Annotated in this window: 18 protein-coding genes and 1 pseudogene; 9 read left to right on the plus strand and 10 right to left on the minus strand. The window is 68.2% G+C overall.

Annotated elements, in window-relative coordinates; all coding sequences use genetic code 11:
• Positions 1 to 7: 7 nt before the first annotated feature.
• A complete protein-coding gene (locus tag GGD82_RS05250; protein ID WP_311731928.1) occupies positions 8 to 2110 on the minus strand; it encodes a protein-disulfide reductase DsbD family protein in 2103 nt (700 codons plus the stop codon).
• 397 nt (positions 2111 to 2507) lie between these two features.
• On the opposite strand from GGD82_RS05250, the gene GGD82_RS05255 reads away from it, so the two are divergent.
• A complete protein-coding gene (locus GGD82_RS05255) occupies positions 2508 to 3095 on the plus strand; it encodes a YqgE/AlgH family protein (protein ID WP_150061898.1) in 588 nt (195 codons plus the stop codon).
• Positions 3095 to 4114, plus strand: coding sequence for a tyrosine recombinase XerC (locus GGD82_RS05260; RefSeq protein WP_150061897.1), 1020 nt, complete (start codon positions 3095 to 3097; stop codon positions 4112 to 4114). The genes GGD82_RS05255 and GGD82_RS05260 overlap by 1 nt, the downstream gene beginning before the upstream one ends.
• Before the next feature lie 30 nt (positions 4115 to 4144).
• Here GGD82_RS05260 and GGD82_RS05265 read toward each other — a convergent pair whose 3' ends face one another.
• Together GGD82_RS05265 and GGD82_RS05270 are read right to left on the minus strand one after the other, a co-directional pair.
• On the minus strand, positions 4145 to 5725 hold the full coding sequence (locus GGD82_RS05265; protein ID WP_150061896.1) for an ABC transporter substrate-binding protein: 1581 nt from the start codon (positions 5723 to 5725) through the stop codon (positions 4145 to 4147).
• A gap of 393 nt (positions 5726 to 6118) precedes the next feature.
• Positions 6119 to 6292, minus strand: coding sequence for a hypothetical protein (locus GGD82_RS05270; protein ID WP_170284238.1), 174 nt, complete (start codon positions 6290 to 6292; stop codon positions 6119 to 6121).
• A 17-nt stretch (positions 6293 to 6309) separates the two neighbouring features.
• On the opposite strand from GGD82_RS05270, the gene sdhC reads away from it, so the two are divergent.
• The 4 genes from sdhC (at position 6310) to GGD82_RS05290 (ending at position 9865) form a co-directional block, all read left to right on the plus strand.
• Entirely contained in the window at positions 6310 to 6708 is a 399-nt protein-coding gene (sdhC, locus tag GGD82_RS05275) for a succinate dehydrogenase, cytochrome b556 subunit (protein WP_150061895.1), read from the plus strand.
• A 14-nt stretch (positions 6709 to 6722) separates the two neighbouring features.
• Complete coding sequence (gene sdhD / locus GGD82_RS05280) at positions 6723 to 7127, plus strand: succinate dehydrogenase, hydrophobic membrane anchor protein (protein WP_150061894.1); 405 nt, start codon at positions 6723 to 6725, stop codon at positions 7125 to 7127.
• A 7-nt stretch (positions 7128 to 7134) separates the two neighbouring features.
• On the plus strand, positions 7135 to 8922 hold the full coding sequence (gene sdhA, locus GGD82_RS05285; RefSeq protein ID WP_150061893.1) for a succinate dehydrogenase flavoprotein subunit: 1788 nt from the start codon (positions 7135 to 7137) through the stop codon (positions 8920 to 8922).
• Between the two features lie 160 nt (positions 8923 to 9082).
• A complete protein-coding gene (locus GGD82_RS05290; protein ID WP_150061892.1) occupies positions 9083 to 9865 on the plus strand; it encodes a succinate dehydrogenase iron-sulfur subunit in 783 nt (260 codons plus the stop codon).
• A 3-nt stretch (positions 9866 to 9868) separates the two neighbouring features.
• Here GGD82_RS05290 and GGD82_RS05295 read toward each other — a convergent pair whose 3' ends face one another.
• The 3 genes and pseudogenes from GGD82_RS05295 to GGD82_RS05300 form a co-directional block, all read right to left on the minus strand.
• On the minus strand, positions 9869 to 10486 hold the full coding sequence (locus tag GGD82_RS05295; protein WP_246163796.1) for a Fic family protein: 618 nt from the start codon (positions 10484 to 10486) through the stop codon (positions 9869 to 9871).
• A gap of 94 nt (positions 10487 to 10580) precedes the next feature.
• Positions 10581 to 10655, minus strand: a pseudogene (locus GGD82_RS21550) (hypothetical protein); the annotation flags it as partial.
• A gap of 200 nt (positions 10656 to 10855) precedes the next feature.
• The gene (locus tag GGD82_RS05300; protein WP_150061891.1) at positions 10856 to 11497 is read right to left on the minus strand and encodes a TetR/AcrR family transcriptional regulator; all 642 of its coding nucleotides are present in this window, start codon (positions 11495 to 11497) and stop codon (positions 10856 to 10858) included.
• A 92-nt stretch (positions 11498 to 11589) separates the two neighbouring features.
• Between GGD82_RS05300 and GGD82_RS05305 the strand changes: the two genes are divergently transcribed.
• The 3 genes from GGD82_RS05305 (at position 11590) to GGD82_RS05315 (ending at position 14981) form a co-directional block, all read left to right on the plus strand.
• Positions 11590 to 12711, plus strand: coding sequence for an HlyD family secretion protein (locus GGD82_RS05305; RefSeq protein WP_150061890.1), 1122 nt, complete (start codon positions 11590 to 11592; stop codon positions 12709 to 12711).
• On the plus strand, positions 12708 to 14303 hold the full coding sequence (locus GGD82_RS05310) for a DHA2 family efflux MFS transporter permease subunit (protein ID WP_150061889.1): 1596 nt from the start codon (positions 12708 to 12710) through the stop codon (positions 14301 to 14303). The genes GGD82_RS05305 and GGD82_RS05310 overlap by 4 nt, the downstream gene beginning before the upstream one ends.
• Before the next feature lie 78 nt (positions 14304 to 14381).
• Positions 14382 to 14981, plus strand: coding sequence for a hypothetical protein (locus tag GGD82_RS05315; RefSeq protein WP_150061888.1), 600 nt, complete (start codon positions 14382 to 14384; stop codon positions 14979 to 14981).
• A 99-nt stretch (positions 14982 to 15080) separates the two neighbouring features.
• Here GGD82_RS05315 and fba read toward each other — a convergent pair whose 3' ends face one another.
• The 4 genes from fba to GGD82_RS05335 all read right to left on the minus strand — a co-directional run bounded on the left by fba (position 15081) and on the right by GGD82_RS05335 (position 20437).
• Positions 15081 to 16148, minus strand: coding sequence for a class II fructose-bisphosphate aldolase (fba, locus tag GGD82_RS05320; protein ID WP_150061887.1), 1068 nt, complete (start codon positions 16146 to 16148; stop codon positions 15081 to 15083).
• A 297-nt stretch (positions 16149 to 16445) separates the two neighbouring features.
• Positions 16446 to 17435, minus strand: a complete 990-nt coding sequence (gene moaA, locus GGD82_RS05325; protein ID WP_221240723.1) for a GTP 3',8-cyclase MoaA — start codon at positions 17433 to 17435, stop codon at positions 16446 to 16448.
• A gap of 103 nt (positions 17436 to 17538) precedes the next feature.
• Positions 17539 to 18363 (minus strand): alpha/beta hydrolase, encoded by an 825-nt coding sequence (locus GGD82_RS05330; RefSeq protein ID WP_150061885.1) that lies wholly within the window; start codon positions 18361 to 18363, stop codon positions 17539 to 17541.
• Positions 18338 to 20437 carry a serine/threonine protein kinase gene (locus GGD82_RS05335; protein ID WP_150061884.1) on the minus strand — a complete coding sequence of 700 codons (2100 nt, stop codon included), beginning with the start codon at positions 20435 to 20437 and terminating at the stop codon, positions 18338 to 18340. The genes GGD82_RS05330 and GGD82_RS05335 overlap by 26 nt, the downstream gene beginning before the upstream one ends.
• Between the last annotated feature and the right edge of the window lie 18 nt (positions 20438 to 20455).

Here is a 20455-nt window from a genome sequence, read left to right on the forward strand (position 1 = left end):
GGTCCGCTCAGGAGCCGGCCGCGGTGGTCCGCGCGCCGGCCCGGTCGAGGGCGTCGAGAACGACGCCCTCGGTCAGCAGTTCGGGTAGAATCAGGCCGTCGGGCGCCCCCGGGCCATACACCGCGTTGAACGGAATGCCATAGCGCCCGTGACGGGCGAGATAGGCCGCGATCCCGCTGTCGGGACGGGTCCAGTCGCCGCGCATGCGGACAAGGCCGTCGGCCGCAAGCCGCGTCGCCACGGGATCCCGGTCCAGCACCACGCGCTTGTTGACCAGACAGGTGACGCACCAATCGGCCGTGACGTCGACGAACACGACCCGGCCCTCGGCGACGAAATCGGGAATGGCCGCAACGTCGAGCGCTTGCCAGTCCCCGGACTCGGCCGGTCCCAGGCCGCCGTTCCGAACGGCCTCCCCGCCGACCGTCTCCGCGCCGGGCAGGAAGCCGGCCCACGCCGGCACCGCGAGCGCCGCCACAGCCGCCAGCCCCGCCAACACGGCCCGGCCCGGAAGCCGCTCCCGCGGCAGGACGAACGCCAGCACCATCAGCGCCATCAAGCCGGCCACCACGGCGGCGGCCAGGGGCGGCACCTGCGCCGCCAGGACCGTCAGCAGCCACACGGCGGTTCCGGCCAGGGCGACGCCGAGCACGGCCTTCAGCCACACCATCCAGCGGCCGGGCCGGGGCAACCGCGTCGCCAGTCCGGGCCGCGCGGCGACCAGCAGATAGGGCAGCGCCATGCCGATCCCCAGCGCCAGGAAGATCAGCGCGATCTCCATCCAGCCCCGCGACAGGGCGAAGCCGACCGCCGTACCAAGGAACGGGGCGGAACAGGGCGTGGCCAGTAGGGTCGCCAGCGCGCCGGTGCCGAACGCCCCCCACAGGGAGTGCGGATCGTCGCCGCCCGCGCGCACCGCGCCCGCATGGGCCGCTCCAGTGAGCCAACTCGGCAGGGACAGCTCGAACAGGCCCCACAGGTTGGCCGCGAACAGCGACAACAGGACGATCATCGCCACCAGGAACACCGGCTGCTGAAACTGGATGCCCCAGCCGACGGCGATGCCCGCCGCCTTCACCCCGATCGCCACCGCGCCGAGCACCGCGAAGGACGCCACGATGCCGGCCGCACTCATCAGGAAACTGGCGCGGGCGCGGGCGGGTGCTCCGCCACCGTGCCCGACGAGGCCCAGCACCTTCAGCGACAGCACGGGCAACACGCAGGGCATCAGATTGAGGATCAGGCCCCCCAGCAGCGCGAAGCCGACCATGCCCAGCAGCGTTCCGGCGGCCACCGGCGCGGCGGGTTCGGCGCCCCTGACCGGGTCCGGAATCGCGGCCCCGGCGGCGACCGGTTCGGCTTGGGCGGCCAGGGGGTGCGGTCCCGCCACCGGATCGGGCGCCACCGCGGCCTCCAGACCGCGCACGCCGTCCGCCACGGTGATGGTCAGGGGCACGCCGGCCAGGCTCTCAAGGCCGCCGGCCTTCGCCCACAGAACCGTGGTGCCGTCGTCGCCCGATGCCACGGTGGGCGGATCGAACCAGCTTCCCTCCGGCCCCTCGATGAACAGATCCGGGTGGGTCAGCGGTGGCTCGCCACGCACGGTCACCCGCAGTACCGGGCCATCTGGCCCGGTCTCCGTCACCGCCTCCGTCAGGGTCAGGCCGTGGGCCGCCCCATCCCCGGGCACGGCGGATTCGGCGCGGTTGATGGTGTGCGCGTGCGCGGTCGGCGCGCCCGGCCCGGCCGGCAGATCCATGGTGAGATTGACGGTGCGGGGAATGCACACCTCGGCGCAGGTCAGATAGTCCACCGACGCCGCAAGCCGCAGGCCCCGGGACGGGTCCGCGACCGTCGCATGGATCGGGTAGACCACGCCGTGCTTGTAGCCCAGCGTCTGGATGCCCAGGACAGAAAAGCGCTCCGGCGCCGGCCAGAGCATCTCCGTCCCGGCCAGGTTCGCGCTGCCGGTCCAGTCGATGGTCGGCGGATAGCCGGCGTCCCCTGGCGAGCGCCAGTAGACCTTCCAGTCGTCCTTCATCTCGAACTGAAGGCCGAGCCGCGCGGTCTCGGCATCGTTCAGCGCCCCACGCGCGGCAATCAGGCGCACGCGGCCTTCCGGCGTTTCGGCCCAGGCGCTCGTGCCCGGCGGCGCCCACGCCCCAAGGTCCGCACGGGCCGCGCCGGACGGGGCGACCAACCCCATGGCCATAGACAGAAAAAACAGGCCGACAACCGCCGTCCACGATCCGGGCACACATGCATGCCGGGCCGGAGCGGATCGGTCGGGCCGATCAGGGTCAGAGTGACTCATGGGTGGGGATCCTCGCGCCGGGCGCGGTCATCCGGGACGCGCCACGCCGCCTACACGGGTTGCGGCTCTTCCCATATCGGCGAAAGCGCGCCGGAGCGCAAGAGTGCCACCGCGTATGGTTTGTCTTGGAATTCCAGCCCGGACGTGGTCGAATCGCTCCTCTTTCCCGGGCGGTAAGGGAGGCACGAGGATCATGGTGGACGCATTCGCAAGCGTCGGCGCCGCGGAGGGCTTTCTGACCGGCAAGTGTCTGGTGGCTATGCCGGGCATGAGCGATCCGCGCTTCGTCCGGGCCGTCATTTATCTGTGCGCGCATACCTCCGAGGGCGCGATGGGTCTGGTGGTCAACCGCGCCATCCCGGATTTCAGCTTCACCGACCTGCTGGAACAACTCAGCATTTCGGCCACGCCCCGCTGTGAGCAGATCCAAGTGCAGTTCGGTGGCCCGGTGGAAAGCCAGCGCGGCTTCGTGCTGCATTCGGCCGACTACATCCACGAGGGCACGCTGGTCGTCGACGACACGGTCGCGCTGACCGCCACGCTGGAGGTGCTGCGCGACATGGCCGTCGGCACCGGCCCGACCCGCACCCTGATGGCGCTGGGCTATGCCGGATGGAGCGCCGGGCAGCTCGACGACGAACTGCGCCGGAACGTCTGGCTGACCGTGGACGCGGACCCCAACGTCGTGTTCGCCGGCGACCTGGACTCCAAATACGACCTCGCGCTGCGCAGCCTCGGCGTCGATCCCTCGCTGTTGTCGAGCGAGGGCGGACACGCCTGATGGGCGCAACGCCGGACCGGACACCGCCGCCCCACGATCCCGCGCCGGGCCCCGCCGTCGCGCTCGCCGGAGACGAGGGGCTATGCGCCGCGGTCGATCGCTGGCGGGCCTGGATCTGGGGCGAGCGGCGGGTCAGCCGGCACACGCTCGACGCCTATGTGAGGGATCTTGCGGGCTTTCTCGGCTTTCTCGCCGAGCATCTGGGCGGCCCGCCGACCCTGACCGATCTGGCCACGCTCCAGACCGCCGACATCCGGGCGTGGCTCGCCTGGCGGGGCGCCGCCGGAGTCGGCCGCACCTCCCAGTCGCGCGGCCTGTCCACCCTACGCGGCTTCTTCCGCTGGCTCGACCGCGAGGGCATCGCCCACAACCCCGCCATCGGGCTGGTGCGCGGGCCGCGTGGCACAAAGGCCGTACCCAAGGCCCTGGACGAAGAGGAAGCGCGCGAGGCACTCGACACCATCGCCGACCTTCAGGAGGAACCCTGGCTGGCAAAGCGGGACGTGGCCCTTCTGACGCTGCTGTACGGCGCCGGCCTGCGTTTGGGCGAGGCTTTGGCCCTGAACCAACGGGACGCGCCGAACGGCCCGACCATGGTCGTGACCGGCAAAGGCCGCAAACAGCGCATGGTTCCGGTCCTGCCGGTGGTGATCGAGGCGGTGGATGCCTACCGCGCCGCCTGCCCGATGACGTTGGGGCCGGACGCTCCGCTGTTCGTGGGCGCGCGGGGCGGGCGCCTCAACCCCGGGGTCGTTCAGCGGCAGGTGCGGACCTTGCGCGACCGCCTGGGTCTACCGGAGAGCGCAACGCCGCACGCCCTGCGGCACAGCTTCGCCACGCATCTGCTGGGGCGCGGGGGCGATCTGCGCACCATCCAGGAACTGCTGGGGCATGCGTCTCTGTCCACCACCCAGCGCTACACCGCCGTGGACGTGGCCCGCCTGAAGCGGCTGCACGACGCCGCCCATCCGCGCGCCCACGGCGTGGGAAGGGATGACCGAGGCGGGGACGAGCGGTAATCCCTGCCCGCCCCCGGCCGTTGCCCCCGGTTACTGCACGGTGACGAAGCGCAGTTCAAAGATGTTGTCCGCGCGCTGAAACAGATCGACCGACTCCTTCTTGCCCCAAGACAGCGGCTGCTGGTGCAACGGGATATAACCCCAGTCGTTCTGCATGATCTGGAACGCCTCGGAAATCATGACCTGACGCTTGTTCGGGTCGATCTCGCTTTGCACCGCCTTGGCCAGTTCATCGATCTCCGGGTTGCAGTAGCGGCCCAGGTTGAACTTGCCGAAGTCGTCCTTGGTGCACATCAGCAGGTCACGCATGGCGTTGTGGGCGTCCAGCGTCGAGGGCGTCCAGCCCAGCATGTAGAAGCTGGTGTCATGGGCCAGGATCTTGGCGAAGTACTTGCTCTTCGGCTGCGCCAGCAGGTTCACCTTGACGCCGATCTTGGCCAGCATACCGGCGACCGCCTGACAGATCGCCTCGTCGTTGACGTAGCGGTTGTTGGGGCAGTCCATCCCGATCTCGAACCCGTCGGGGTAGCCGGCCTCGGCCAGCAGCGCCTTCGCCCGGTCCAGATCGACCGCCGGGCGTTCGTTCAGCGCCGGGTCGAAGCCGTTAACCTGCGGCCCGATCAGCAACGCCGTGGGCGTGCCCTTGCCACGCATGATCTTCTTCCGGATCGCCTCGATATCGATGGCGCGGTAGAACGCCTCGCGCACCCGCACGTCCTGGAGCGGATTGGCGTCGGTCACGCTGCCCTCGAACAGGGTATCGCGATACTGGTCCATGCCCAGGAACACGGTCCGCACCTCGGCCCCGTCCAGCATCTCCACGCCGGGCGCGGCCTCGACCCGCGGCGCGTCCTGGAGCGGCACCGGATAGACCAGATCCATCTCGCCCGACAGCAGCGCGGCCACCCGCGTCGCGTCGCTGGTGATCGGGGTGAAGATCGCTTCCGTGATGTTGTGCTCCGGCTCGTCCCACCAGTCGGGGAACGGCACGAACACCGTGCGCACGTCGGGCTGACGCTCGGTCACCATGAACGGCCCGGTGCCGTTCTCGTGACGGGTGGCATAGTTTTCCTCGCCCGCCTTGATGTTGGCGGGCTCGACGGCGTCGTGCTCCTCGGCCCACTCCTTGTCCATGATGTAGAGGTCGGTCATGTCCGACGTCAGGATGGGATAGGGCGCTGTGGTGATGATGTCGACGGTCAGGTCATCGACCTTGCGCACCTCGGCGATCGCCGCCACGCGCGACGACATGTCGGAGCCGTCCTTGGCGGCGCGCGCCAGCGAGAACAGCACGTCGTCCGCCGTGAACGGATTGCCATTGTGGAACGTCACGCCCTCCCGCAGGTGGAACCGCCACGTGGTGGGATTCACCACATCCCAGGACTCCGCCAGCGCGGGCTCGATGCCCAGGTCGCGGTCGCGGCGCACCAAACCCTCGTACACATTGGACAGGGTGCCGAGCGTGTGGGTCTCGTTCAGAACGTAGGGCTCAAGGGCCTGGAAATCGCCTTGAAACGCCCAACGAAACGTCTCCGCCTGGGCCGTGCCGGCAAGGCTGGCGACCGTGACACCGACCGCGAGGAACACGGAACGGGAGCGCGGGCTGCGCATGGTTTCACCTCCTGGTGCAAGGGATCGGATCCGGTGCGCACCGCGACCACGGAACAGGCGCCGGACCGGCGTGGATGAGACAGGCGGTGGCCGCAGCAACCGCCATATTGTTTGAGATTATTCAACGCCCGGGACCGATTGGCCAGAGCCGACATGGATACCGGAGACGTAGTGCGTGCCCTTGTTTCCATGGGGCTTTTCTCGCCCTAGATGAAGCCGCGCCGTTGCCAATGCGTACATTGTGCGCCGCAACTTGACTCGGGCATTTACGGTCGTTAAACACGAACGCGTTCCGGTGACCGCCCGCGGCGCCGCGGGGATGCCGTTCCGCCGTTTCTGCCGTAGTGCATGACAGCGGTTCTCGGGTTTCCTGCGACGGCCGCCCGAGCCCTTTCACGTGACGACCAGCGCCAGACCGACGCGGGCCGCCCGGGACAGCCGGGCCGGGTCGAGCGGTGCGTGGCGTGTGCCGTTGGCGCGCGACAGGGGCCGGTTGGAGCGTGGAGACGCTCCACAGTAGCCGATGGTTTTCGTCGTCCTTACCCGCGCCGCGTTCGGCGCCAGCAACGCGAGAGGCCCCTGCCATGCCGACCCATGAGCGGCCGCTGTCTCCCCACCTCCAGGTCTACAAGCTGCATCGCAAGATCGCCCCGGCGCTCTCCATCTCTCACCGGATCACCGGGATGCTGATGTTCTGCCTCGGCACTCTGTTCGTGATCCTCTGGCTGGGCGCGGCCGCCTATGGGCCGGAGAGCTTCGCCACCGCGCAGGCGCTGTTTGCCTCCCCGCTTGGGTATCTGGTCCTGTTCGGCTGGACGGTGGTCCTGTTCTACCACATGACCAACGGCATCCGGCATCTGGTCTGGGACACCGGCTGCCAGGTCTCCATCGCCGGGGTGCGCCGCACCGGGCTCACGATGCTGGCGGCCGTCGTCGCGCTGACGGCGCTGGTGTGGATCGTCGGCCTCGCGGTCGCGCTGTAAGGGAGATGGGGACCATGAGTTCCGCGAAAGGCAACACCATGCGCTCCGCCCTGGGCGTGGCGCGCGGACGCGGCTCCGCCAAGACCGGCGCCGCCGATCACTGGTTCGCCGAGCGCATCGGCGGCATCGCGCTGGTTCCGCTGGCGCTGTGGTTCATCTTCGGGGCCGTCATCGGCAACCAAGGGGTCGACCACGCCACGTTCCAGGCCTGGATGGGCCAGCCGCTCAACGCCACCCTGATGATCCTGTTCATCCTCGCCGCGTTCCATCACGGCGCGCTCGGCGCGATCGTCGTGCAGGAAGACTACATCCACGCCCCGGCGGTGAAGCACGTGACCGTGTTGCTCACCAAGCTGTTCGCCATCGCCGGCGCGCTCTTCGGCACCGTTTGCGTGCTCACCTTGGCCTTCGGAGGGTAACGGGTCCATGGCATCCCCCGTGTTCATCGACCACGATTACGACGTTGTTGTCGTCGGCGCCGGCGGCGCCGGTCTTCGCGCCACGTTCGGCGCCGTGGCCGAGGGCCTCAAGACCGCCTGCCTGACCAAGGTCTTCCCCACCCGCTCCCACACCGTCGCCGCCCAGGGTGGCGTCGGCGCCGCGCTCGGCAACATGGCCGAGGACAAGTGGGAATGGCACATGTACGACACCGTGAAGGGCTCGGACTGGCTGGGTGACCAGGACGCCATCGAATACATGTGCCGCGAGGCCATTCCGGCCGTGCAGGAGCTGGAGCACTTCGGCGTGCCCTTCTCGCGCACCGACGACGGCAAGATCTACCAGCGCCCATTCGGCGGCCACATGCGGAACTTCGGCGAAGCCCCGGTGCAGCGCGCCTGCGCCGCCGCCGACCGCACCGGCCACGCCATCCTGCACACGCTTTATCAGCAGTCGCTGAAGTACAAGGCGAAGTTCTTCATCGAGTTCTTCACCCTCGACCTCATCATGGAGGACGGGGCCTGCCGGGGCGTGGTGGCCTGGAACCTGGATGACGGCACGCTGCATCGCTTCCGCGCACACCAGACCATCATGGCGACCGGGGGCTACGGCCGCGCCTACTTCTCCTGCACCTCGGCGCACACCTGCACCGGCGACGGCAACGCCATGGTGGCGCGCGCCGGCCTGCCCTTGCAGGACATGGAGTTCGTGCAGTTCCACCCGACCGGCATTTACGGCGCCGGCTGCCTCATCACCGAGGGCGCGCGCGGCGAGGGGGGCTACCTGACCAACTCCGAGGGCGAGCGCTTCATGGAGCGCTACGCGCCGAACGCCAAGGATCTGGCCAGCCGCGACGTCGTCAGCCGCGCCATGACCATGGAAATCCGCGAGGGTCGGGGTGTGGGCAAGGACAACGACCACATCTACCTGCACCTGGAGCACCTGGGCGGCGACGTGCTGCACAAGCGCCTGCCGGGCATCACGGAAACCGCGCGCGTGTTCTCCGGCGTCGATGCCACCAAGGACCCGATCCCGGTGCTGCCGACCGTGCACTACAACATGGGCGGCATTCCGACCAACTACATGGGCGAGGTCATCAACCCGACCGCCGACGACCCGGACCGCATCGTGCCGGGCCTGATGGCGGTGGGGGAATGCGCCAGCGTGTCCGTGCACGGCGCCAACCGGCTGGGCACCAACTCCTTGCTCGATCTGGTCGTGTTCGGCCGGGCCGCGGCCAAGCGCTGCGCCCAGACCATCACACCGGACACCACGCATGCGCCCTTGCCGGCCGGTGCCGGCGAGGCGGCCGTCGCCAACCTGGAGTGGCTGCGCAACGCCAAGGGGCCGCGCGCGACCTCCGAGATCCGTCTCGACCTCCAGAAGGCGATGCAGACCGAGGCCGCCGTGTTCCGGACCGCCGAAAGCCTGTCCGAGGGCGTCAAGCGCGTCGATGCCATCGCCGAGACGGTGGCGGACATCAAGCTGGCCGACCGCTCCCTGGTGTTCAACACCGATCTGGTCGAGGCGCTGGAGCTGCAGAACCTGCTCGCCTGCGCCAAGGCCACCGTGCACAGCGCCGAGGCCCGCACGGAAAGCCGGGGCGCGCATGCCCGCGAGGATTATCCGGACCGCGACGACCAGACCTGGATGAAGCACTCGCTGGCCTGGGTGGAGCCCGAAACCGGCGCGGTGACCCTGGACTACCGGCCGGTGCACACCTACACGCTGACCAAGGATATCGAGTACATCGCGCCGCAGAAGCGCGTGTACTAACCGTCCCGATCGGCACGGCCGAAGGATGGGTCCGGCCTCGCGAGGTCGCCCATCCTCGGTCGGGGCTCTAGGGGGGGATGGCGCCGTCCTCGGGCGCGACCATTCGCCGCATTCAAGCCCGCACACAAGATTGACCGCCGCCTAATCAAGGATCGACGTCATGGTGGAGTTCTCGCTTCCTCCCAAGTCCCGGGTCAAGCCCGGCAAGACCTGGCCGGCTCCGGCCGGCGCCAAGAACGTCAAGACGTTCCGGATCTACCGGTATGATCCGGACACGGGTGGAAACCCGACCCTGGATACCTTCCACATCGACCTGGATGACTGCGGGCCGATGGTCCTGGACGCGCTCATCAAGATCAAGAACGAGATCGACCCGACGCTGACCTTCCGCCGGTCCTGCCGCGAGGGCATTTGCGGGTCGTGCGCGATGAACATCGACACCGACAACACCCTCGCCTGCCTGAAGCCGATCGAGGAGGTGAAGGGCGACGTTGAGATCTACCCCCTGCCGCACATGGCCGTGGTCAAGGATCTGGTGCCGGACCTGACACACATCTACGCGCAGTACGAGATGATCGAGCCGTGGATGAAGACCGACACCCCCACGCCCACCAGCGGCGAGCGCCTGCAAAGCCCGGAAGAACGCGAGAAGCTGGACGGCCTGTGGGAGTGCGTCCTGTGCTTCTGCTGCTCGACCTCCTGCCCGAGCTACTGGTGGAACGCCGACCGCTATCTCGGCCCGGCGATCCTGCTCCAGGCGGCGCGCTGGGTGTTCGACAGCCGCGACGAGGCGACCGAGGAGCGTCTGGACATGCTGGACGATCCGTTCCGCATGTACCGCTGCCACACCATCATGAACTGCACCACCACCTGCCCGAAGGGCCTCAACCCAGGCAAGGCCATCGCCGATCTGAAGATCGCGATGTTCGAACGGACGGGCTGAGGATCAGCGCGGAAGGGGTTCCGTCCCCTCGTTGAGGATATCCAGATACCGCCGGTAGACGTACACCCGGCCGCGCTTGCGGCCGGATACCTCTTCGACGATGCCAAGAGCGCCAAGCGTATCCAGCGCCTTCCCGACGGTCGGCTGTGACAGGGTCAGGCGGTCCGAAGCCTCGGGGATTCGGATCAGCGGCTTCGACTGAAGCAGGCGGTGAACGCGGATCGGCGCGTTGGCGCCACGGCCCAGATCCGTAAGCCGAGCGGCATCGGCCTCGAACAGGCGTAAGATCGTTCGGGCGGTGCCACTGGCCTGCTCAGCCGTGCGTTCGACGCCCTCCAAAAAGAACGCGAGCCAGCTTTCCCAGTCCCCCTCGTCCCGCACACCTTGCAGGAGGTCGTAGTACTGGCGACGGTGCGTCTTCAGATACAGGCTGAGGTAGAGCAGAGGCGCGCGAAGCAGACCGCGTTCGCATAGGAACAAGGTGATGAGGAGCCGCCCGAGGCGGCCGTTGCCATCCAGAAACGGGTGGATGGTTTCGAACTGCACATGCGCCAGACCGGCTTTGACCAGGGTTGCCATGCCGGGCGTGTCCGCATGCAGGAACGTTTCCAAATCTCCCATAAGATCGGTCACGTGGTGCGGTGGGGGCGGCACATAAGCCGCCGTGCCGGGCTTCCTTACGCACGTACATATAGAGGAACAGCGGGGTGTCGGGGAGAACCGATGCCACACCATCGAGCCGCCCCAATGCCTGGGCGGCCTGTTCCAGAGGCGACGTAAGCGGCGTCATATCCACGGGGGGAACCGGGGGCAACGGCGGAGGAATGAAGGCCCGCACCGTCTCGCCCACCGCCGTCACCTCATAGCGACCCAACCGCGCGGTCCGATCCACGGGCCCTCCTTATGAAAGCATCCTTTAACAAGGCCGAGGCTTATTAAAGCATTCGGCCTTTCGCTTTAACAAGGGTCGGCAGCGGACGGCTCGTCCGATTATCCTGGCGTGTGCGCTTCGGACTCTACTCCATTCTGATAAATTCGCCGAAACGCATCCACGGCGTTCCGGATATGCACCGTCCGCTCCGCATCGGGAATGTCGCGACACACCCCCATCAGGGCCTTGTAGTGCAGGTCCGCGCGACACAGCTCCAGGAAGCGATGGCTCGCCAGGGTCAGGTCGTCGATGTCCAGCGCGCCCAGCGCGACCCAGTCGGCAAGCCGCCCGGACAGGCGCTGCTCCATCCGACCGATGGTGGTCTTATAGAACGCGGCTCCGATTTCGGGAAACGCCGCCGACTCCGTCAGAACGAGCCGAAACAGCGCCTGCGCGCTGGGCTTCAGAACGATGTCCAGATAGGCGCGACCAAACCGCTCCAGGTCGGCGCGCACACCGTCCAGCCGATCCTCGAAATCCAACATGGAGCCGGCGACCGCCTCCACCTCGGCCTGTATGAACGCGATGAACAGCCCGCGTTTATCGCAGAAATGGCTGTAGACCGTTGGCTTTGACACCCGCGCACGGGTGGCGATGTCTTCCACGGACGTTCCGCTGAAGCCGCGTTCCAGGAACAGGGACCGCGCGGCCGCCATCACCTGGTCCGCCTTGCGCCGGCCGATCTCGCTTCGGGTTCTCATACCGCCATGACCTCTGCTGTCTTGACAGGGCACCTTACCACCCCCAACATCAGGATCAAACTAAACGGTTCAGTTTAGTTCAAAGGTAGCGCATGAGCACACACGACTCAGAACAGGCACCGCCCCAGGATGGGACGGCGCCCACGAACACGCCCCAAAACACCGGCGACCGCCGCGGCCCCTCGCCCCGCAAGATCGTGCTGAGCGTGGTGGGCGTTGGCCTGCTGATCGGCGCGCTCTGGCTGGGATGGCAGTGGTGGACCGTCTTCCGGTTCATCGAGACCACCGAAGACGCCTACATTCAGGCCGATATCGTGGCGGTCTCGCCGCTGGTGGCCGGCGAGGTCACCCGCGTTGCGGTTGAGGACCATCAGACCGTGGCGGCCGGCGACCTGCTGTTCACCATCGACGCCTCGGACTACGAGGCCTCCCGTGACGCAGCCCAGGCCGCCGTGGCGAGCGCGGACGCCTCGCTGGCCGAGAACGCCGAGCAGCGCACCTTGCAAGAGCGCACCATCGCCGTCGCCGAAGCCGATGTGGCCGCCGCCAAGGCCTCGCTCGACTTCGCGCGGCAGGAGTACGACCGCGACAGCGAATTGGCGCGCAAAGGCTCCGGCACGGTCCGGGCCGCCCAGCGCTCGCGCGAAGCGCTGGTCAACGCCGAGTCGGCCGTCACCAGCCGCGAGGCAACCCTTGCCCGCGCCCGCCAGCAACTGGACGTGATCGATGCCCAGCGCACCCGCCTGGTCAGCGAGCGACAGCGCGCCGCCGCACAACTGCGCACGGCGGAGATCAACCTGAACCGCACGACCGTCCTGAGCCCCGCCGCCGGCACCATCGGAAACCGGCAGATCGAGGCTGGCGAGTACGTCCGCCCCGGCGTGCAGGCCATCAGCGTCGTGCCCGACGATCCCTACGTCGTCGCCAACTTCAAGGAAACGCAGCTCGAGTATTTCAAGCCGGGCATGGACGCCGATATCGAGATCGACATGCTGAGCGGGACCGCATTGCACGCCACGATCGAAAGCCTCGCGCCGGCCGCCGGCCAGGAGTTCGCCATCCTGCCGCCGCAGAACGCCACCGGCAACTTCACCAAGATCGTGCAGCGCGTGCCGGTCAAAATCCGTTTCGCCCCCGATCAGCCGGAGGTTGACCGGCTGAAGCCCGGAACCTCGGCCATCGTCTCGATCGACACCAAGGGCCAACAGGAATGACGGACGCCCCCGCCGCCGGATCCGACCCGTCGCAGGGGCCACCAGACGGCTTCCAGCCGCGCGGCGGGATCGTCGGTTTTTTCATCATGGTGTTGGGCATGTTCATGGCGATCCTGGACATCCAGATCGTCGCCAGTTCCCTGCCCGAAATTCAGGCGGGCGTCTCCGCGTCGGTCGACGAAGTCACCTGGGTCCAGACCGCCTATCTGGTGGCCGAGGTGGTTATGATCCCGCTGTCCGGCTGGCTGGCGCAGGTCATGTCGTCGCGTTGGCTGTTCGCGGCCTCGGCGGCGGGGTTCACGCTGACCAGCATCACCTGCGCCTTCGCGTGGGACATCAACTCGCTAATCGTGTTCCGGGCGGCCCAGGGTTTCATCGGCGGCGCCATGATCCCGACCGTGTTCGCGGCCAACTACAAGCTGCTACCGCCGAACAAGCGCATGCTCGGCACCGTCGTTCTTGGACTGACCGCCACCGTGGCGCCCGCAACCGGCCCCACCATCGGCGGCTGGATCACCGAACACTTCTCGTGGCACTGGTTGTTTCTGGCCAACGTGCTGCCCGGCCTGTTCATCACCGTGGCCGTTCCCCTGATGGTGAACATCGACCGGGCCAAACCGGGGCTTCTCCGCCACATCGACCTGATCGGAATCGTCCTGGTCGCGGGATTCCTCGGCTCACTGGAGTTCGTGCTGGACGAAGGGCCTCGCGAAGATTGGTTCGAAAACCGCACCATCCTGATCTTCGCGATCGTCTCGGCGGTCTCGGGCCTGCTTCTGATCTGGCGGGAGATGGTGGCCGAGCATCCGGTGATCGACTTCCGCGTGTTCGCCAACCGCAATTTCGCCGTCGGCTGCATTCTCGTCTTCATCGTCGGGATATGCCTGTATGGCCAGACCTTCATCCTGCCGCAGGTGCTGTCGCAGATCCGGGGCTACAATTCGCTCCAGATCGGGCACGTGATGTTCGTGACCGGCGCGGCCATGTTCTGCACCGCGCCCATTGCCGGGCGCGTCTCGAACACCCTGGACCCGCGCGGCCCGCTGCTGATCGGGTTCGCGCTGGTCGCCACCGGCCTGTGGCTGAACGCACATATGACCGCCGAGGTCGGGTTTGACCAGCTTCTGGCGCCGCAGATCGTGCGCGGAGTCGGCCTGATGCTGTGTATCGTGCCGATCACGGCCACGGCCCTGGGCACGATGGACCAGCATCTTGTCAGCATCGGCAGCGGCCTGTTCAACGTGTTCCGGAATATGGGTGGTGCGGTGGGCCTGTCGCTTATCAACACCCAATGGGACAGCCGCTACGATCTGCACTACTGGCGTATCGCGGAGTCCATGCCGGCCGGCCGGCCGGAAACGCAGGCCTTCCTCCAGGGTGTTCAGGATCGCATGGAGACCTTCGGTCCGCAGATCGGCCACCCTGACCTGGCGTCGTACGCCGTGGCCACACGCACGGTGGCCCAACAGGCCAACGTCATGGCCTGGAACGACGTGTTCTTCATGCTGTCGATGGCCTTCATCGTCTTTGCCCCCTTGGTGCTCCTGCAATCCAAGCCCGTGGGCGGAGGGGACGGAGGAGGCGGGCATTAGGGCCGGCTGACCCCGCAGTGGACGAGCGGCTGGGCGCGCCCCACATCTTGGGCACCCCCTTTGCGAAAGGTCGCTGTCATGCGTGATGCCCTGCCCCTCCTCACCGGGCGCCCGGATCGGCCCGCCCGAACCATCGGCGTGACGGTCGCCGCCGCCGCGCTCCTGACCCTGAGCGCGTGCGCCGGCCCACGCACCGTGTCCCACGTCTCCAGCCAGAACGACGTCTTCAACTACGTCATCACGTCGAGCCTGCCGCTGGACGTCATCGGCAACCCGTTCTCCGGCGCGCCGGACGCCGTCGTGGCCGCCGCCACCGCCCAGGGCATGAGCGGCAATGTAAACGGACGGTCCCTGACGTTCATTCCCACCATGGAAACGGACGGTCCGGAGCACCCCGGCTATCGCACGGTCGTATTCGTCAGCGGGGGTGGCGTGGTGCCGGGACCGGAGCTGTGCGCCGGCACCGTGACCGCCGAGACAGTGAAAGGCGGCACTCTGCACGCCAGCGCGGCCCTGTGCGACGGCGCGGAGATGGTGGCCTGGGCGGAAGGTTGGGGCGGGCCGGTCCCGGCGATGCCCGATTCCGGCTATGCGGCCCTGATGAACCAGCTTGCCGACGCCGTGTTCAAGCGCGAGCGGGACTACGACCGCGACGGCAACGACGGCTGGCCGGGCTGAGTCCCACCACAAAACACAAACGGGCGGGAGTGTTCCTCCCGCCCGATGCACAGATGTCGGCGCGACCGGCCCGAAGACCGGCCACGTGGTCGCCTGGGATTACGCCTTCACCTTCGGGTCCAGCGTGCCGTCGGCGTAGCGCTTCGCCATGTCGGCCAGCGGGATCGGCTTGATCTTGTGCGCCTGACCGGCGGTGCCGAAAGCTTCGTAGCGGTCCTCGCACACCTTCTGCATCGCCTCCATGGACGGCTTCAGGTACTTGCGCGGATCGAACTCTTCCTTCTTCTCGGCGAAGACCTTCCGGATGGCGCCGGTGATCGCCATACGGCAATCGGTGTCGATGTTGACCTTGCGCACGCCATTCTTGATGCCCTCGACGATCTCCGCCACGGGCACGCCGTAGGTCTGGGGCATCGCACCGCCGTGCGCGTTGATGATGTCCTGCAGGTCCTGCGGCACCGACGACGAGCCATGCATCACCAGATGGGTGTCCGGCAGGCGCTTGTTGATCGCCTTGATCACGTTCATGGCCAGGATGTCGCCGGTCGGCTCGCGCGTGAACTTATAGGCGCCGTGGCTGGTGCCGATCGCCACCGCCAGCGCGTCCACCTTGGTGCGCTTGACGAAGTCGGCAGCCTCGTCCGGGTCGGTCACGAGCATGGAGTGATCCAGCTCGCCCTCGAAGCCGTGACCGTCTTCCTTGTCGCCCTTGCCGGTTTCCAGCGAGCCCAGACAGCCCAACTCACCCTCGACGGACACGCCGACCATATGGGCGGCCTCGGCCACCTTGCCGGTGACGTCGCAATTGTAGTCGTACGAGGCCGGGGTCTTGGCGTCCGCCTCCAGCGAGCCGTCCATCATCACCGACGAGAAGCCGTTGGCGATGGCCGACAGGCAGGTCGACATGGAGTTGCCGTGGTCCTGGTGCATCACGACCGGGATATCCGGGAACATCTCGGCGACGGCCTGGATCATATGCTTGATCATGATGTCGCCGGCGTAGGCGCGCGCACCGCGGCTGGCCTGCAGAATGACCGGAGAGTCGGTCTTCTGGGCCGCGTGCATGATCGACAGCACCTGTTCCATGTTGTTGACGTTGAACGCCGGAACGCCGTAGCTGTGCTCGGCGGCGTGATCGAGAACTTGGCGCAGGGATACCAGAGCCATGGATTCCTCTCCTCTCGTGGTTGGGCGCGGTCGTGTCGAACGGGGCCCGAAAGCCCAAAGTGCGAGTTGGACGCCAGGATACCAGCGATTCAGCGCCCAAACCCGCCGATTTTCGTCGGGTCTGGTCCGGCACGCCAAACGGCCCTCCGGCGGATGATCGACAATCCCGTGGCGCGGCATCCGATCCTCGGCGCGCGCCCCTTTTTCTGACGTGTATCGACAGCGGTGATACCAACCTTGCGGGGGTCCGGTCCAGAGGGGATGACACCCATCCGCGCCCGAACGGCCGGTCTGCACCTATCCGCCGGTCACGCTCATGTGGCGCGCCACGGCGGGCCGGTTCTCGCGATCGATGATGAAGTCGTGGCCCTTGGGCTTGCGCGCGATGGCCGCGTCGATGGCCGCCAGCAGCGGGCCGTCGTCGTCTGGATACGCCCTCAGGGGTGTCCGCAGGTCGGCCGCGTCCTCCTGCCCCAGGCACATGTACAGCGTGCCGGTGCAGGTCAGGCGGACCCGGTTGCAGCTTTCACAGAAATTGTGCGTCATCGGCGTGATGAAGCCGATGCGCTGCCCGGTTTCGGCCACGTCGACATAGCGCGCCGGGCCGCCGGTATTATGACCGCTCTCCGACAGGGTCCAGGTCTCGCCCAGACGCGCCCGCACTGTGGACACCGGGACATATTGATCGACCCGGCCGTGTCCGATGTCGCCCATCGGCATGGTCTCGATGAAACACAGATCGAAGCCCCGGTCACCGCACCACGCCACGAGGCGGTTGAACTCGTCCTCGTTGAAGCCCTTCATCGCCACGGTGTTGATCTTCACCTTCAGGCCGGCGGCCCGCGCGGCGGCGATGCCCTTCATCACCAGATCGAAGTCCCCGCGCCGCGTGACGACACGGAACCGCTCTGGATCCAGGGTATCGAGCGAAATGTTGATGCGCTCCACCCCGCTAGCGACCAGTTCCTCGGCGTAGCGCGGCAGCAGGGTCCCGTTGCTGGTCAGGGTCAGTTCGTCGAGCCCGCCACCGTCCCGCAGCCGCCCCAGGCCCCGGAACAGGGTCATGACGTCCTTGCGCACCAGCGGCTCCCCGCCGGTGATGCGCAGCTTGCGCACCCCGCGTGTCACGAACGCACGGCACACGCGCTCCATTTCCTCCAGGGTCAGGAGGTCCCGCTTGGGCAGGAACGTCATCTCCTCGGCCATGCAGTACTGACAGCGGAGATCACAGCGGTCGGTGACGGAGACCCGAAGGTAGGTCACGGCGCGGCCGAAAGGGTCTTGCATCATCCGGGTCCTGGCTCTGGTGGCGGTCCGCGTGCGGCGGGCCGTTTCAGGGTCGTGCCCCCGATATGGTGACGCGCGGCGCCTTTGCCCAGGGCGGAACACGCTATGGGAACGAACCGGACCAGCCGTCTACCCAGCAGCAGGCGTGATCGAAGCCGGGCACCTCGCGCGGAGCCGGCGCCCCCGGGATGCGCGCGAGCACGGCCCGCGCCAGCGCCGGCGGCACCACCGTGTCCCGCGCGCCGATCCAGTGCACCTGCGGCACGGTCGCGAGACGCGCCACCGTCGCGGCGTCCAGGGGCGGCAGCGGCGAGACGCCGTGATGGCGCGCCCAGGCGGCGGGATCGAGCACCCCGGCGACCGTGACCAGCGCGGCCACATCGTCGCGCACAGCGGCGAGGCGGGCCGCGATATAGGCCCCGCCGGAGTACCCCACCAGCCGCAGCCGCGTGGCCACCGTCCGGTCCTTGAGCGCATCCAGGGCCGCGCCCGTCGCCCGAATCACGGCGTCGGAAAAGCGGTCGCGGGTCCACAGGGCGGGACGACAGGCCGGCGGGTGATCGTACTGGCAGGGTCGCGCGAGGTAGGCCACCGGCGGGTCCGCGACCGTCAGCGCCAACCCCAACGCCACCGGATGGCGGGGTGTCGGATCGGCCGGCGGGCGGTCCGGGCGCGGCCATGCGGCCCCGTCGCCCTCCAGCACCACGGTCAGCACCGTGGTTCGCCCCGGCTCCGGCCCCAGCCATGTTGCGAGGGGAAGTTCGGGATCCCCGATCGACAGCCGCGTGAACCCGGCGGCGCGCGCCCGATCCTCCAGGGTTGCCCGCTCGGGAGGCGACGCCCCGACCGCGCAGGCCGCCAGCAGCCCAACCGCCAGCAGGCACGCGGCCGCTCGCCGAAGGCTACGGCACGATGTCGACGAAGGCATAGCTGAACCGCAGCATGGGACCCGCGTCGGCCTCGGCGCTCAGCATGGCGTTGAGGAAGTCCTGCAACGGCTCGACCTCCGGGCGCAGGTCGCCCTCGAACAACGGCTCCGGCCCCTGCGCCACCAGCACCATCTGGCGGCCGACCGGCGGCGCCATCTCGTAGGCCCGAGGCACCCCGGACGGGCTGGGGCCCGGCTCGCCGATCTCCACCGTCACGCCCGCCTGCGCCCGGGTGTCGCGGCGCACCGGGTTGGGCAGCATGTGCAGCGCCAGCCGCTCCGTGGCGTCGATGTAGACGACATGCAGGTGCGCGCGCGGCAGCGTCGGCTCGATCGACAGGGTTAGGAAGTCGCCCACCGCATAGCGGCCCGAACCGTTGCCGACGTGGATGATCGGCCCGTCCGTGAACCGCCACGCATCAAGCGTCCCGAGAATGGCGCACAACGGACGGGGCGCCACGGCCACGGCCGAGGTGTCGATGCCCGTCACCTCGGGCACGTCGGCCAGCCGGGCGCGCAGACGGTCGAGATCGTCGCTGGTTTCCAGATAGCCGGCCACGCGGGCGGTCATGTCGGCCTCGAACGCCACCGACAGGGAACTGCACGGCAGATCGCGGGTCAGCGCAGCCGGATCGGGCACCGGCGGCCGCAACGCCACCTGCTCACCGCCCGTGTCGGCCGGCGTGTTGGCCGGAGTCTCGGCGGGACTCTCTGCTATCGTCGTGGCGGCCGTGTCCGGCGTCGGGGGCTCTTCCACCCCTGAGTCATTCGCCTCGCTCTCGGCGGTCGCGGGCGACTCCGGGCGGTCTTGGCCGGTCCCGTCCACCGTCAGCGGGGGCGAGCCGGAGCGGTCCAGCCCTGGTATCGTGATCCAACCCTCGTGCCACGCCAGCGCGCCCAGCCCGCCGCCTGCCAACAGCATCAGCAGCCCCCACAGCGCCGGGATCAGCGCACTCCGGCGCGGCCGTCCGCCCCCCGACGTGGAGGCCTCGCGCGCGGAGCCGTCCCCGCCCGCCCCCACGCCGTGCCCGATCAGGCTGCGGGCCTCCACGGGGCGGTCGGCCGGGTCCGGTTCCAGCATGACCGTCAGGTCCGGCCACAGATCCTCCGGCACGCCCGCGAGATCCGGCACCGTCGCGCGGCGCGCCAGCACCTCGGTCGGGGTCTGCCCCATGTCGAGCGGTTCGCCCCGCGCGATGGCAGCCAGAACCAAGCCAAGACTGTAAATGTCGGAGCGGCCGTCCACCTGCCCGCCGTAGGCGCCCAACTGCTCCGGCGACGCATAGCGGTACTTGCCGGCGAACCCGTCGCCGATGATGGTGGTGGCGGCCGCCTCCTGGCGCGCGATGCCGAAATCGATGATGCGCGGCTGGTCGATCTGACCATCCTGCAGGACGATGTTGTCGGGCGAGATGTCCCGGTGCACCACGCCGGCCCGGTGGGTCTCGTCCAGGGCGCTGGCCAGCGTGTCGCGCAGCATCCGGATATCGGCGAGGGTGAACGTGCGCGTGCCGATCAGGTCCGCCAGAGAGGGACCGTCGACGTACTCCATCACGATGAAGGGGTGGGTGTTTTCGTCCAGCACCAGCCCGCTGTAGCCCACGATGACCGGGTTGCGGATGGACTCCAGAATGCCCGCCTCGCGCCGGAACAGCGCGATGATGCGGTCATCGCTGGCGAACTCCGGCTTGATCATCTTCAGCGCGTACAGACGCTGATTGAACAGGTGGCGAGCGCGGTAGACCTCGCCCATGCCGCCCATCGCCAGCAGGCTCTCGATCCGGTAGGTGTGCGAGATCACCGCGTTGATCGGGATCGTCCCGCCCGAGGGCCGCGTCTCCAGATCGGGCGCAGCGGGGGGCTCCGGCGGGGGCGCCGGCGCGAACCGCGTCACATCCGAATCATCCTCAGGGCTGGAGTCCTCATGCGCGGCCGGACCGTCCGGCGGAGCGGGTTCGGACCGGGAGGGTGGCCGGGAGACACCGGGCGACGAAAACACGGTGGCATCGTCGGGGCGCTCCCCACCTGGAGTGTCACCCCCCGGCGTGTCGTCGCCCGGATCGGACGGGGTCATACGGCCTCCTCCCTCCTG

The organism is Roseospira marina (assembly GCF_014197855.1).
Taxonomy (GTDB): Bacteria; Pseudomonadota; Alphaproteobacteria; order Rhodospirillales; family Rhodospirillaceae; genus Rhodospira; species Rhodospira marina.